This is a genomic window from Pusillimonas minor (assembly GCF_014237865.1).
In the GTDB taxonomy this organism is placed as follows: Bacteria; Pseudomonadota; Gammaproteobacteria; order Burkholderiales; family Burkholderiaceae_B; genus Neopusillimonas; species Neopusillimonas minor.
Genome location: NZ_JACJUU010000003.1, coordinates 261,242 through 274,729 on the forward strand (window position 1 = coordinate 261,242; position 13,488 = coordinate 274,729).

Annotated in this window: 11 protein-coding genes and 1 pseudogene; 1 reads left to right on the top strand and 11 read right to left on the bottom strand. The window is 53.2% G+C overall.

Annotated elements, in window-relative coordinates; all coding sequences use genetic code 11:
• Positions 1–6 precede the first annotated feature (6 nt).
• From GTU67_RS06195 to GTU67_RS06240, 10 genes and pseudogenes are all read right to left on the bottom strand, one after another.
• On the bottom strand, positions 7–2,151 hold the full coding sequence (locus GTU67_RS06195) for a TonB-dependent receptor (RefSeq protein ID WP_185779226.1): 2,145 nt from the start codon (positions 2,149–2,151) through the stop codon (positions 7–9).
• A 157-nt stretch (positions 2,152–2,308) separates the two neighbouring features.
• Positions 2,309–2,695, bottom strand: a complete 387-nt coding sequence (locus GTU67_RS06200) for a DUF2946 family protein (protein WP_185779227.1) — start codon at positions 2,693–2,695, stop codon at positions 2,309–2,311.
• 111 nt (positions 2,696–2,806) lie between these two features.
• Positions 2,807–3,067: pseudogene (locus GTU67_RS06205) on the bottom strand (methyl-accepting chemotaxis protein); the annotation flags it as partial.
• A gap of 85 nt (positions 3,068–3,152) precedes the next feature.
• Positions 3,153–4,331 carry an NAD(P)/FAD-dependent oxidoreductase gene (locus GTU67_RS06210; RefSeq protein ID WP_346726991.1) on the bottom strand — a complete coding sequence of 393 codons (1,179 nt, stop codon included), beginning with the start codon at positions 4,329–4,331 and terminating at the stop codon, positions 3,153–3,155.
• A 7-nt stretch (positions 4,332–4,338) separates the two neighbouring features.
• Positions 4,339–6,339 (bottom strand): LodA/GoxA family CTQ-dependent oxidase, encoded by a 2,001-nt coding sequence (locus GTU67_RS06215; protein WP_185779229.1) that lies wholly within the window; start codon positions 6,337–6,339, stop codon positions 4,339–4,341.
• Positions 6,340–6,476: 137 nt separating this feature from the next.
• Positions 6,477–6,764: a twin-arginine translocation pathway signal protein gene (locus GTU67_RS06220; RefSeq protein WP_123660659.1), complete on the bottom strand. Its 288-nt coding sequence runs from the start codon at positions 6,762–6,764 to the stop codon at positions 6,477–6,479.
• Positions 6,765–6,965: 201 nt separating this feature from the next.
• Positions 6,966–7,523 (bottom strand): flavin reductase family protein, encoded by a 558-nt coding sequence (locus GTU67_RS06225; protein ID WP_221893286.1) that lies wholly within the window; start codon positions 7,521–7,523, stop codon positions 6,966–6,968.
• Positions 7,524–7,639: 116 nt separating this feature from the next.
• Positions 7,640–8,662 carry a methionine synthase gene (locus GTU67_RS06230; protein WP_185779230.1) on the bottom strand — a complete coding sequence of 341 codons (1,023 nt, stop codon included), beginning with the start codon at positions 8,660–8,662 and terminating at the stop codon, positions 7,640–7,642.
• Positions 8,663–8,688: 26 nt separating this feature from the next.
• Entirely contained in the window at positions 8,689–9,672 is a 984-nt protein-coding gene (locus GTU67_RS06235; protein ID WP_185779231.1) for a DUF1852 domain-containing protein, read from the bottom strand.
• 174 nt (positions 9,673–9,846) lie between these two features.
• Positions 9,847–10,737, bottom strand: coding sequence for a LysR family transcriptional regulator (locus tag GTU67_RS06240; RefSeq protein ID WP_185779232.1), 891 nt, complete (start codon positions 10,735–10,737; stop codon positions 9,847–9,849).
• A gap of 146 nt (positions 10,738–10,883) precedes the next feature.
• Here GTU67_RS06240 and GTU67_RS06245 point away from each other — a divergent pair, with 146 nt between their 5' ends.
• Positions 10,884–11,864: a bile acid:sodium symporter family protein gene (locus GTU67_RS06245; protein WP_221893287.1), complete on the top strand. Its 981-nt coding sequence runs from the start codon at positions 10,884–10,886 to the stop codon at positions 11,862–11,864.
• 684 nt (positions 11,865–12,548) lie between these two features.
• Here GTU67_RS06245 and GTU67_RS06250 read toward each other — a convergent pair.
• Positions 12,549–13,247: a DUF1345 domain-containing protein gene (locus GTU67_RS06250; RefSeq protein WP_221893288.1), complete on the bottom strand. Its 699-nt coding sequence runs from the start codon at positions 13,245–13,247 to the stop codon at positions 12,549–12,551.
• Positions 13,248–13,488 lie beyond the last annotated feature (241 nt).

Sequence of the window (13,488 nt, forward strand, 5' to 3'; positions counted from 1 at the left end):
CCAGACCTAGAACCGATGGTCCAACGTCAGCTCGAAGCGTCGCCCCGGGCCATACAGCCATTGCGTGGTGTTGTAGTAGGCCGTGGTGAAGTAAGCCTTATCAAATACGTTGTAGCCGCGCGCGGTAATAGACGTATCTGTCCCGACATCCCAGCGTATGGCCAAATCGGTTGTGGTGTACGACGGCAGGGTCAATGTATTTGCGTTGTCGGCATAACGCTTTCCTACGTAACGCAGCCCACCCATTGCTGTCCAGTTAGGCAGAAAGTCCCAGCTTACCCATACATTGGCCAGACGCTGTGGCACGTTCGGCGGCACATTGCCACTGCGGGACACCGCCCTGCCACCCGACGATTCATTGAAATCATCGTACCGTGCCTGAAGTACCGTGGCATTGGCTTGCACGCGCCAGTGCCGCGCAACGGCCAGCTCAATCGAGGCCTCAACCCCTCTGGAAGAGCGTTCGCCAACCTGCACACTTTGGCTCGGATTGATTGGGTCGCGCGAGATAAGATTATTTTTGCGAATGTGGTAAACCGACAATGTCAGCGCGCCCCGGTCATCCCAAAAATTACTTTTAACCCCGACTTCAACCTGACGCCCTTGGGTCATCTTGAAGTCTGCATTGGCGGGGCTAAGCATGAGCAAAGCGCCTACCGGATCAGCCGCCTCGGAATACTGTGCATATACGGCGGTGTCGGCGGTCAAATCGTAGACCGTACCCAGTCGCCAGCCCACGTTGGCGTATCGCTTCGAAAAAGCTTGCTGCCGGGTCACCAGATCATCACGACGCAGTTGAGTTTGGTCGTATCGCACGCCTGCCACCAACGACCACCGATCAGTCACTTCAGTGCGGTTCTCTGCAAACAACGCAACCTGATTCGCCTTGTTGCGATAACGCGGGATGAATGCAAAATCACTTCGGAAGTAGCCCGGCTCGGGATCGTACAAGTCGACAGAACCGGAGCTACCACTATAGGTATTGTTGTCATGCTGAAACCGGCTACGGCTCAGATCAAATCCTATCGAGAAAGTCGAGGGCATGTGAGCCAAGCGCGACTTGAATGTCGCATCAGTCGCCCAACCGGTTTGGGTCTGGTCGTGAGAAATTTGCGTGTTGCCGGAACGATCAATCCGTCCGGTTTGCGCGTTGTAGTCGTAATACTCGGCATTACGCCAATCACGCCGGCTTGTCACATGGTAAAGGCGCGAGCTTACCGTCAAGTCATCATTGGGACGCCAGAACGTAGCCAATTCTGACCACTGATCGCGAAACCGCATGACGCTGTCTTCAACGTTGTAGTTTGTTTTTCGCAAACCTCGCTGCGGGCTACCGTCAACCAACGGTGTTCCAAAATATTGCATGGGGCGCTGGTAACCGTACGCATGGCTTACTCGAAAACTAAGCTCGGGCGTGGCGTCGAACTGCAAAGCACCCGAAAACGTGGCATCGGAATTATCCCCCCGATCCACCCAGCCATCGCTGCGATTGCCGCTCAGATCTACGCGATAAGACAGCCGATCGGTCAGACTGCCACCGCTACCCAGGCCAAGTCGCTGCGTATTGTCGCTGCCCACCGAGGCCTGCAACTCGTTTTCTACGGGTCCAGCCGTGGGCTTTTTGGGAATAACATTAACCACTCCGCCAATAGCACCCAAGCCATAGATGACAGAAGCCGGCCCGCGCAACGTCTCGATACGATCAACCGACCACGTATCGAACGGGAACGTAATGCCCACATTACCGTATAGCGCAGTGCCGTCGTAAAGGCGCATGACCGACGCGCTATCGGTAAACCCGCGAACCGACAAAGCGCTCAAACCATTACCCGGATGCGGCATGGCACTAAAACCGGTGGACCAGGTAATGGCTTGTGTGATGGACGCATCCCCCCGCTCCTCGATGTCCTCACGCGAAATGACGTCAAGACTGGCCGGCGTCTGCCGCAGCGTTAGCCCCAGATTAGAGCCCGTAGACGCGGGTTGCGTCATCGTCAAGCCGCGCTCTCCGGAAATCGTAATGGGCGCCAGCGTAGGCGTAGCTTGCTGCGCGCCAACGCGATTGGCCAGCAGCAAGAATGAAAAAACAATGAACGAACGAAGCACAGCCAGCACGCTCTGAACGTGCTTGGCATTAAATAAAAACCGCATAGAAATACTCCTGACATCTGCTGAGGCTGTGCGCACGCGCAAGCGCGCCACCCGGCGCAAGCGCAGCGGCTGGAAGCAACGACTCAGCAAAATGACATGACTAAGGTGCGTCGTGACCAAGACTGGACCACGACATCAAGCACCCGCTAGAGAGATGTCAGGAGATAACTGGAGGTGCTCGCGCTCTGGCCGGACTCCAGAGAAAAGCCAGTGGCACAGGGGCGTCGTCGACAACCCAATGCGTGCAAGTGTGGGCGACGGGCTGCCATGAAGATGGGGCTGCAGTATTAGGCGGTGTTGCACTGTAAAAACACAGTAAACAAAACCCGTCTTGTACGCTGGCTGCAACACTGCTGGCGTCGGACGAGTCATTCTCAACCTCGACCTCGACAAGCTGGGAACCGCCGGCATGACACAACTGCATCAGAACCGTACGCGCAGCAGCCTGGTTGCCCGAAGCGCCCGCCCACACGGGGACCGCCATCGCATTCAGAAACGCGAGCAGCAACAACCAAGATGTCCAGCGTCGCACTGGCGCGTTCATGCGCATGAGAGCTATTTGTCCCCTCTTTTTGACGCCGAAATTTTAGCATTGAAAAGTGGACGAACTTTTTGTTTATACCGTCCAACAATTCAACGCGTTGACTCGCAACGCCTAAGCCGACAACTGCAGTAAACCCGCGGACTGTCGCGCTGAAAAGCTGTCCGTCGCGTGGCCAGAGAGCTTGAATACGGCCACGGCACCAACCAGTGCCTGGGCTTGGGTCCACAAACTTTTTGCTGCTGCAGCCATTTGCTCGACCAACGCAGCATTTTGCTGTGTTGCCTGATCCATCTGTCCTACGGCTACACCGATCTGGTCAACACCGGCACTTTGCTCCTGGCTGGCGGCACTGATCTCGACCATGATGTTTGGGCCACGCAGCACCAGCGCGTAAAGGGTCTGTCTGAATCAGACAGGTTGACTACAATCGGCCAGGGCAACGACCAAGTCCCTCTTTTCAGGGCAACGAACTACGACGCTGCCAAAATGGCTGGTCTGTCCATCGGGGTTGGGTCTGATAATAAAAATCGCGTTGCGACACGTACTTGTCCCACAGCTGTTGCTGCTGCAAAACATACTGACCTATATAGTGATTGTCGCGACCCAATGCGCGATCGTTAACCGAGTTGTCAGACAGTGCGTAGTGAATCAGATGCCCCGCATGACTGCCCGATCTAAGCGCTTTGTCGATGCCTTGAGACGACAACGGGTCATAAGCCTGGGCGGCATCGCCAACCGCCATCCAGGCATCACCGCAAAACGACGCCAGCCGCTGGCTGTTGGCTGCAGCACCTCGAATGGTGCCCAATGGGCGATACGCGTGATCGGCCAGCAAAGGCCCAATATGGGCCGAATCGCCCAAGATTTGCTGGAAGCCCTCGGCGCTGGCCGCCAACCTGGCAAGCGATAAGTCTTTGTCGGTATGAAACACCACCAAGCGGCGCGTTGTGTCGTCTTGACCACCTGGCAGGCGGTTGGTGTACCACCAGCCATGCGGCCCGGCCTCGATTCGGGTGTAGCAGTCGTCATCTTGCGCTGACGTTGCGAACCATTGTGCATAGGCAAACAATTTGTCGTCGGTTTCAAGCGCCGTGATACCCAGCGCCTTGGCCACGGAAGAACGTCGCCCGGTACAGTCGACCAGATACCGTGCCTGGTGTACTGGCATACCGTAGCTAAATTGCACTTGCCAGTTGGACGTTGAGTCGACGAGCCGGGAACAAGACTCAAAGCGGGCACCCGTCAGTAGTGTCACACCTTCAGCAACCGCCTTCTGGCGTAAGGCTTCATCAAAGGCCACACGATCAACGCATAAACCAAAACCCGTTTGGGTAAAGAAGAAGTCGGTGGTTTGCGCCTGATCGGTCGCCCAAACAGAAACGTTGCCGGCGGTATGAAACACGCCGCACAGCCCCGCTTCGGGCGCATCAATGTCGCCTAAAAAATGCTTAACCAAGCCCACACATACGGGTGGCAGCGACTCACCCAGTTTAAATTTAGCGCCGCCCTGCTCGTCGACCAATAAAACACGCTGGCCAAACTTGGCCAGCGTTATTGCGGTGGCCGACCCGGCCGGCCCGCCACCGACAACGATAACGTCCCATACCGTATCGGTGGCTTCTTCAGGCGATGACACCAAAAGGTCAGTTCCCTTTGGCGGGCGGACGGTTCAATGACGGATCTCGCTCTTGCTCGACAAACACAACAGACCCGTTATCTTTCAGGAAGTCGCCATCGGCCGTCTTGAGAGGCAGCACCATGCCCAGCTTTGGCCAGGCATAAGCCATCTGCTCATAGCCATCGGTAGACGACAAGGGCTCGCCATCGGCGTCGTAACCGCGGAACCACTCTTTATAGGTGCGGGTTTTGGTATTGGCATCGTATTCGAAGACGATGTCGGGACGCTGCGTGGGCCACCAGGCCTCGTTGCACGACCAGAAATCGCCCTGCCACGGACTGGACATAAATGCCGAAAGCGAGCCGGGTTCGACGTCTTTTCCAACCCTGAACGCCTCGGCAAAAAACTCACGATAAATAATCAGGTAGGGGAACTCGATGCCTGGGTGAAATCCGCCACCAATGGTGGGTTGCAGCGCGGCGCTATCCAGAGCATGTGGCTGATCGTTGAGTGGCAACTTGTCAAACGCGACGGGCTTTTGCATCTCGCCAACTTCAAAATCCCCTTCGGCCCAATTCTTCAGATGGGCCAATTGCCAGTCCGTCAGACTCAGGAACTGATCGGGCAGGTCGTTACCCAACTGTTTATTTTGCAAGGGTTTGCCCCCTGTACCCCACAGTTTGGGCATCAAGGTATCGACTTCGGCGCGTTTAAATTCATCATTTTTCCAGCTGGTCGGGCGCTGGGGAGGCGGCGGCATCAGCGAGTCGACCAAGCGCCCACGCTGCCCAGGGGCATGACGCATGAGGCGATAAATGGTCTGCCGAATCGGCTTCATGTTCTCGGCCGGATTGCTTAGCAAGGCCAAGTAGCCCGGGTTAAGCAAGTTACCGGACTGGGCCGGACCATGCCCTTTATTCTTGGCGTCGGGCGAGACCCCCGCCGCTTCGGCGCTAACCCAGCCGTAATGCACCGCGTTCGCAAATATCGGATAGATATCCCGATAAAAATTGGTTTTTTTGCCTGCATTGGGATAGGCCTCTGGGAAGGCTTCGTACACGCGGTCGAGGATGGACACGACGTGGTACATATGGGGCGCATACTTAGGCGGCGCCGTGATGATCCAGGCGCCGGCGTTGGGGTTGCGAGTGCCGTCGTCTGTTTCTGTCTTGACGTTGTCCCGTGTGCTTAACACCGTGCCGTCGCTAAGCGTTACCGTTGCGTCAATTTCACCGCCACAAGTGTCGTCCCACCAGCCTGGCACGTTGAAGTACGCAAACTGATTGGTTAACGGATTTTTACCGTTGTCCGGCCCGTTGGGCGGCTCGACGAACTCGCTGGGGTTCGAAAGCATTACCTTGGGTGTCGTGACGCAGTCCCCTTTTCCGGGGGCAGGCACAAACAACAAACGGCTTTGTGCATCGAGCCGCAACTGGCCTAACTCAATACCTTTTGCCGGCGTGTACGTCACCTCAACTTCCTGGGACGTATCTTTGGGCGTAAACCCCTCAAACCGCAAGGCCCCAGGCAGCTTGCCCTTTTCAATACCGGTAAATACATCGCCCTTCATGACCACGGGCTCTGTCTGACCCGAGGTAATGGTATGAACCCCCGGATCAATGATCAGTTGCGTGCGCTCGATGGGCTTCTTGCCGGGTTGAATGGACGGATTGCGCAACTCGTCTGGGTCAAACAAATAAGCGCCCTGAAACGCATAGTTCGCCGCCTTCATGTTTCTGACATGAACGCGCCAGCGTAAAGACTTGACCAGCTCAGAGTCTGACGTGAGCTCGGCAACAACCTTGCCGTCGGCGTCATAGGCATACACGCGATAGCGCTGCGCCTGACGCTTAAGCCGTGCTTTGCTGTCGCGATAAGTGCCGCCATCGGGGCCAGGGCCACCACTGCCGCCGGGATCAACGACAACCCCAGGTGCCTCTGGGCCGATAAAAAACTCATCACTGTTCCCCATACGTGCAAGACCAATACCGGGATGGATGCGAATACTTTTGATTTTTTGGGACACGACGCGGCTCCTTTTGGGGTGCATCTGCTGGGCATCAGGCAAAGCGCGATTTAATCAACAACCTTTGCACGGCCCTAATAGATAAGGGGAAAGCCAACGCTTAACGCTAGCCAAGAATATGGCAAAGCAAAGTAAGGTCAGACCGCGCTTAAAACTTTCCAGTCAACCAGATCAGCCGACGCCACGGTATAGCGGTTGCCACGATGCTCGATTTCGGCGTAGGTTAAATCACCCGAGCGACGATGCCCGCGCAATGCAAAGCCGCCACCAAAGCCCGCCTTGATAGATTTTTCGATGTGTACTTCGGTATCGGTAACAGACGGACTAGATGTGCTACCCAACGCAGCCGCACCTGCCAAACCCGGCACCCACAACACGCACGCACTGGTGCACCCTTTTATAAAGTCTCTACGCTTAGTGTTCATGGGCCGCAGCTCCTGGAGTTTGCGTGTATTAATTTGAATTTATCTAAAAGTTATACCGTATCTGTGTTTCAAATTAAAGGTTTGATGCTAATAAATTAGGGTGGCAAAGTTCGCGGCCGAGACATCCTTCTGCCTTTGCGTGCTGGCTGAGCTGCCCTGTCAATCTTGAAGCGATGAGTGGCGTCGGTCTGCGCCGACGGATCATCGCTCTACGGACCCATCGGCGGCTGCCCGCCGTGCGGCGAAGCCACTGTTCGTTACTTGATCCGCAATGATGTGATATTGCCCTTTAAAGTACACCAAGGGTTGCCTAATGGCTGAGTATTCGGGGCCTAGAGCTTTGACCTCGCCGATCACGATGACGTGATCACCCGCTGCGTGCCCAGCGTAGATTTCGCAATCGAGCCATTGCACGCTGTTCGCGATGACAGGGTTGCCTAATGGCGATTCCCACCATTCGACGCCTTGCCACTTATCGGCCCCCCTCTGGGCAAACTGGTTGGAAATTCGGACCTGCTTATCTGACAAGATGTTGACTGCAAATCGACCTGCCTGGCGAATCTTCGGATAGCTGGCAGAACCAGCCATGACGCTGAATGACACCAGCGGCGGATTCATCGATACGCTGTAGAACGACTGACAGGTGAAGCCGATTGGCTCACCTTCGACTAACGAGGAAATGACTGTGATGCCCGACGCATAGTGTCCGAGAGCTTTGCGAAAGTGGGACGAATCGATTGACGTCATGTTGGATGACATGGTGGGGCCTGAGTGTTGCATACCACTTTTATGAATTGAGGAGAAATCGAAATGAAAGAGGACAAAGTGTCGTCGCTGGTTAAATTCGACGACACTTTGTCCTCTCGAAGTTATTTCTAAAGCTCTTGCCGCACAATTTCTGCGCCTGCTGCCAAGGCGCGAAGCTTGCCTCGTGCCACGTTGCGTGCCAGCGGCGCCATGCCGCAGTTGGTGCAAGGATAGAGTTTGTCGGCGTCAACAAACTGAAGTGCCTTTCGCAACGTATTAGCGACTTCTTCGGGCGTTTCAATGGTGTTGCTTGCCACGTCAATAGCGCCGACCATGACCTTTTTACCGCGGATGAGCTCGATCAAGTCCATTGGAACATGCGAGTTATGGCATTCCAGCGAAACGATATCGATAGTGGATTTTTGCAACTTGGGGAAGGCTTCTTCATATTGCCGCCATTCGGATCCCAGCGATTTTTTCCAGTCGGTATTGGCTTTGATGCCGTAGCCATAGCAGATATGAACAGCGGTTTCACATTTCAGGCCTTCGATCGCCCGCTCGAGAGTGGCAACGCCCCATTCGTTGACTTCATCAAAAAAGACATTGAATGCAGGCTCATCAAACTGGATGATGTCGACCCCAGCGGCTTCCAGCTCCCTAGCCTCTTGGTTGAGGATTCTGGCAAATTCCCAAGCCAGCTTTTCACGACTTTTGTAATGGGCGTCATAGAGCGTATCGATCATCGTCATCGGGCCTGGCAGGGCCCATTTGATCGGTTGATCGGTTAATTGACGAAGGAATTTTGCGTCTTCAACAAAGACCGGTTTTTGACGTGAGACGGCACCCACAACGGTCGGCACGCTTGCATCGTACCGATCACGGATTCTGACCGTCTCGCGCTTTTCAAAATCAACGCCATCCAGGTGCTCAATAAACGTGGTCACAAAATGCTGCCGTGTCTGCTCGCCGTCACTGACGATATCGATCCCGGCAAGTTGTTGCTCTTGTAAAGCCAGACGCAGCGCGTCCAACTTGCCTTCAACCAGCGCTTCGCCCTGCACTTTCCAAGGGGACCACAGTTTCTCGGGCTCTGCGAGCCAGGAAGGTTTGGGCAAACTGCCCGCCGTCGACGTCGGTAATAATTTTTTCATGATGAACAACCTGATTGTTAGTATTCTTAAAGCGCGCCGTTGGCGACCCATTGCGCCAGCGTCGCCTGATACGGCTTGATAAAGTGCTCTTGCGCAAATTTCCCTTGCTGAACGGCCAGGCGGCTACGCTCTTCACGGTCATAAATAATGCGGGTCGGCGAATAATCCCGATTTGTCAGGCGTGGGCGATATAACTTGCCCGCTTCAGCATTGGCGTTGTAGATCTCGGGTCGGTAAATCTTCTGGAAGGTGTCCATCGTGCTGATCGTGCTGATCAACTCGAGATTCGTGTAATCGTTGAGTAAATCGCCAAAGAAATAAAACGCAAAGGGAGCTCTGCAGTTAGCAGGCATGAAGTACCTGACTTCCATGCCCATCTTCCTGAAGTACTCGTCGGTCAGCGAGTAGTCGTCCTGCACATATTCGACCCCCAAGACGGGGTGCTGGTTGTCGGTGCGCTGATAGGTCTTGCTGGTTGAAACACTCAGGCAAATGACGGGTAGCTTGGAGAAGTTCGCTTTGTAGGCGTCCGAGTTCAAAAATGCTTTGAAAAGTTTTCCGTGAAGGTCGCCAAAACTATCTGGCAGACTGAAGTCGGAACCGTCTTTGTTATGCTCCGGCAGCACTACGCTAAAGTCATAGTCACGAACGTAAGACGAAAAGCTATTGCCCGCGATGCCTTCGATGCATTCGTTGGTTTTTCGATCAACGATACTGGTCTTCAATATTTCAATCAGTGGAAGACCATTCCCGGCGCTTTCGCCATTGATATCCATTTCAACAGAAATGATGTCAATGGCCACACTGTAGCGATCGCTCTGCGGGTTATCCCAATGCGCTAAGGCATTGAACCGGTTGTCGATCATCTTGAGCGTATCGCGCAGGTTCTCTTGACGACCCGTTCCTCTGGCCAAGTTTGCAAAGTTGGTAGTGAGGCGCGTCGCTTCGGAAGGGCAATAGTCCTCGTCGAAACGAGTACGTTTGACGGCAAATGTGAACTCTTTATTCATGTGACTTCTAACCTAAATTTTTAACTCGCTGCATCTTGAATAGATGCTTGAGTTGAATGTTAGGCAATTCGCATCATGAAAAAAAGTGATTTAATTTCATCTATTGATGATGTTTTCTCATGCGATGGGTTTAATCAAATCAAGAGGCCCCCTACCCTATCCAGGCGGATCTCGTTACTTCGTCTCAAGAGCCTTTGCTTTGTCGATAAATGAGCGCACGTAATCAATGTCTTTGTCAGCCTCACGAATACCAAGAAAGATGTTTTTGGCAATCCCGTGCTTGCCTAGTTTCACTGGAACAATATTCATTTTGTTTGTGTATTCCAGTACTAACCAACGTGGCAATGCCGCTACGCCGCGACCGCTAGCGACCATCTGCAAGATGATATCGGTTGTTTCGATAGGCTTATGGCTTTTGGGCGTAATTCCTGCAGGTGTCAGGAACATGCTGTAAATATCCAGACGCTCCACAGGGACCGGATAAGTCACCAAGATCTCGTTGGTCAACTCTTTGGGGGTTATATATTCCTTTTTGGCCAGTCTATGATCGGCAGCAACAACTAAAACTTGCTCGTAATCAAAGACGGACTCAAATATTAGCCCTGGCTTGTTCAGTGGATCAGGCGTGACCAGAAGATCTATTTCATAGGCAAATAAGGCGCCAATGCCACCAAACTGGAACTTTTGTTTGACGTCAACTTCTACATCGGGCCAGGCCGTCAGATAGGGCGAAACAATCTTAAGCAGCCATTGGTAGCAAGGGTGACACTCCATGCCGATGCGCAGCGTGCCACGCTCGCCCTGCGCAAACTGCTGTAGCCGCTCTTCAGCCAAACTCAGTTGCGGCAACACCCGGTTGGCCACAGAAAGCAGGTATTGGCCCGCTTGTGTCAGCCGCAGGCTACGGCCTTCACGCAACCAGATATCGGTTCCCAGTTGCTGCTCTAGTTTTTTCATGCTGTGACTTAGCGCCGATTGTGTGACATGAAGTACGCCTGCGGCGGCAGTAAGTGAGCCTTGCTTCTCCACCTCTTGAATGATGGACAGATGAATACGGTCAAGCATTATTTATGAATTAAATTCATTTTTTGTTGAGATAAGAACATTTTACTTCATCAAGCTTTATTCTTATCATCTTGGGTCTTGCGCTGTGCTTATCGCTGCATTGTGATTGGTGCGTCATCTTCCTCGTTTTTAAGGTTCCTCGTTCAATGCGCGTCATAAAACGCCCAAATTTTTTTCCAGATACTTACACGCTTTTGCTTGTCGGCACTGTCATTTTGGCAACGATGCTACCTGCACAGGGGGCCGTCGCCACGTTATTGTCGTACCTCACGACAGCTGCAATTGCGCTGCTTTTTTTCTTGCATGGGGCAAAGCTGCCTCGTCAGGCGATTATCGACGGGCTAACACACTGGCGCCTTCACGCGTTGATTCTGGGAACTACTTTTGTTGTCTTTCCCATTCTGGGATACGCACTCAAGCCATTGCTGCTTCCTTTGATCGGCGCTGAGCTATATCTGGGTGTTTTATATCTTTGCATGCTACCCGCCACCGTACAGTCGGCCGTTGCATTAACGTCGATCGCTGGCGGTAATGTGCCCGCTGCGGTCTGTAGCGCATCGGCATCGACATTACTTGGTATTTTGATAACGCCACTTTTGGTCAACGGGCTGGTGATACCAACCGTTGGAGCAGTATCTTCACTTGATTCAGTCGTAAAAATTTTTATGCAGTTGATGTTGCCTTTCCTGGTAGGCCATCTCCTGAGACCCTGGCTTGAACAACCCTTTCGAGCACTAGGGAAAACACTTTCAGTGATTGATCGCGGGTCGATTCTGCTGGTGGTTTATGGGGCGTTCAGCGCGGCCGTTCTTGGCGGCATCTGGGAACAGGTTTCATCACAGATGATTTTCGGATTGGTGGCAATCTGTCTGATCTTGCTGTGTTTGGCCATGCTTTTTGTATATGGTCTGGCGCGATGGCTTGGTTTTAGTCGTGAAGACCGTATTACGGCTTTATTTGGCGGAGCACAAAAAAGTCTCGCCAGTGGTGTGCCTATTGCTCAAGTATTGTTTCCTGCGTCGTTGGTGGGAATTGCCGTTATGCCTCTGATGCTATTCCATTTGCTGCAACTGATTATTAGTTCTATGTTGGCACAGTACTTGCGCAACCAAAACATCTTGAAGTAGCCCGACTGTCGTGGCGGCCAATCGGTTTAATTTCAGACCGCCACACAGCATTTGGCTTCTTGAAGGTAAAAACTGGGGTCGGTTACCGTAGATCAAATGCTTTCGATCTGAGTCGGCCAGATTTTTATAGGCAGTTTGCTCTCTATCCAGAGACTTGACGAGTTCATTGGTATTCCCTACGCTGCCGAAAATTACACAAAAAATTTCGCAAGTGGTTATTAGCGCAGAATCCAGCAGCCTATGATCAACTAGCAGCAAAAAGCCAAACCAAAAAGGGGAAGACAATGAACAAGGCGGCAATACACGAGCCAAGCCTTTTCAAACTTATTATTCTTGTTGCCTGCATAGTGGTTGCAATGTTCTGTGCAACCGTTCTCGTCGCGCTTGTGTTCATGCCGAACCAGCTCATTACAAGTATGCCGTTTGAAGATATAACGTTTCTTCTGCCTCTGGCCTTATCCACAATATGTAGCGCAAGCGTCTTGGCGTGGTATGTTCAATCACATAGGTCCAGATCTAAAAAATAACAAGAAACACTGACCGACACTATTGGGTCTGGCGCGGATAGACAGGGAGTAAAGGCCGCTTTCGACGCAAAGTTGCCTTTGATGCCGGGTGGTTACCATGTCCACCGTGCAGTGAAAGCTGACCTTCCCTATCGCCCGCAACATCAACGGCAACAGATTACATATTCCCCGCCACAATATTCACACTAAGCGCAATCACAATCACGTTGAAGAAAAATGCAATCAGCCCATGCACCAAGGCAACGCGGCGGATTTCGCGTGATTTGATTTGCACGTCGGAAACCTGGAACGTCATCCCGATGACAAACGCAAAATACACAAAATCCCAATAGTCCGGATTGACAGTGCCAGGAAAATACAGGCCGGCTTGTTCGCCGTCGCTGGCTGCCTGTTCGCTTTCATTGTCGCCGTAGAACTCGTGGGCATAATGCAGCGCGAAAATGGTGTGCATGAACAGCCAGGCCAAAATCAAACTGCCCACCGCAAGCGCAATATGAAGGCTGTCTGCCTGTTGGCTTGGGTGCAGCCCCCCTGCCAACGCCACTAACACCACCGTTGCCACGGCTGCCGTGCTCAGCAAAAACCCCCAATAATCCTCATCTTCCTTGCGCGCGCGTTGCCGAATGGAATCGATGTCGGACCGCAGAAACATGATGACTGTTGCCGCCAAAAAAGCCACCACGGCAATGTCAAAGGCCAGAAGCAGGCTAAGTTCGGGGCGCAACCCGAAGAAGATCAACGCGATTGCAAGCGCAATAAAAATCAAAGCGCTAACCGTAAAGTGACGGCGTCGGTGCATGCGGCGCCAACCCTGCCTTACCCATCCGACGAACACGTTACGCTTGTGAACGATCATGAGCCCTGCCCTTATCTGAGAGTCGCTCGTACTCTAGCAAATTGCCCAGCTACTCACTCAGCCTTTGGCAGCCCTGGCCGGTTTAAAGGCTTTGAGCCCGCCGGTGTTCATGCACTGGGCGAAGAGGCAAGGTTGCGGCTGTTCGAGCGGGGCGCTTTCGACCAGCCGGGGGCTGGTCGATCCCGCGAGTTCCGCAACCGCTTCGACCGGTGCATGAACAACGGGTAGCCCCGAAGGGGCC

Excerpts from the sequence above, each read along its gene's own strand:
- GTU67_RS06250 (WP_221893288.1), bottom strand. The coding sequence starts at position 13,247 with ATGATCGTTCACAAGCGTAACGTGTTCGTCGGATGGGTAAGGCAGGGT.
- GTU67_RS06220 (WP_123660659.1), bottom strand. The coding sequence starts at position 6,764 with ATGAACACTAAGCGTAGAGACTTTATAAAAGGGTGCACCAGTGCGTGC.
- GTU67_RS06245 (WP_221893287.1), top strand. The coding sequence starts at position 10,884 with ATGCGCGTCATAAAACGCCCAAATTTTTTTCCAGATACTTACACGCTT.
- GTU67_RS06230 (WP_185779230.1), bottom strand. The coding sequence starts at position 8,662 with ATGAAAAAATTATTACCGACGTCGACGGCGGGCAGTTTGCCCAAACCT.
- GTU67_RS06225 (WP_221893286.1), bottom strand. The coding sequence starts at position 7,523 with ATGTCATCCAACATGACGTCAATCGATTCGTCCCACTTTCGCAAAGCT.
- GTU67_RS06200 (WP_185779227.1), bottom strand. The coding sequence starts at position 2,695 with ATGAACGCGCCAGTGCGACGCTGGACATCTTGGTTGTTGCTGCTCGCG.
- GTU67_RS06240 (WP_185779232.1), bottom strand. The coding sequence starts at position 10,737 with ATGCTTGACCGTATTCATCTGTCCATCATTCAAGAGGTGGAGAAGCAA.
- GTU67_RS06235 (WP_185779231.1), bottom strand. The coding sequence starts at position 9,672 with ATGAATAAAGAGTTCACATTTGCCGTCAAACGTACTCGTTTCGACGAG.
- GTU67_RS06195 (WP_185779226.1), bottom strand. The coding sequence starts at position 2,151 with ATGCGGTTTTTATTTAATGCCAAGCACGTTCAGAGCGTGCTGGCTGTG.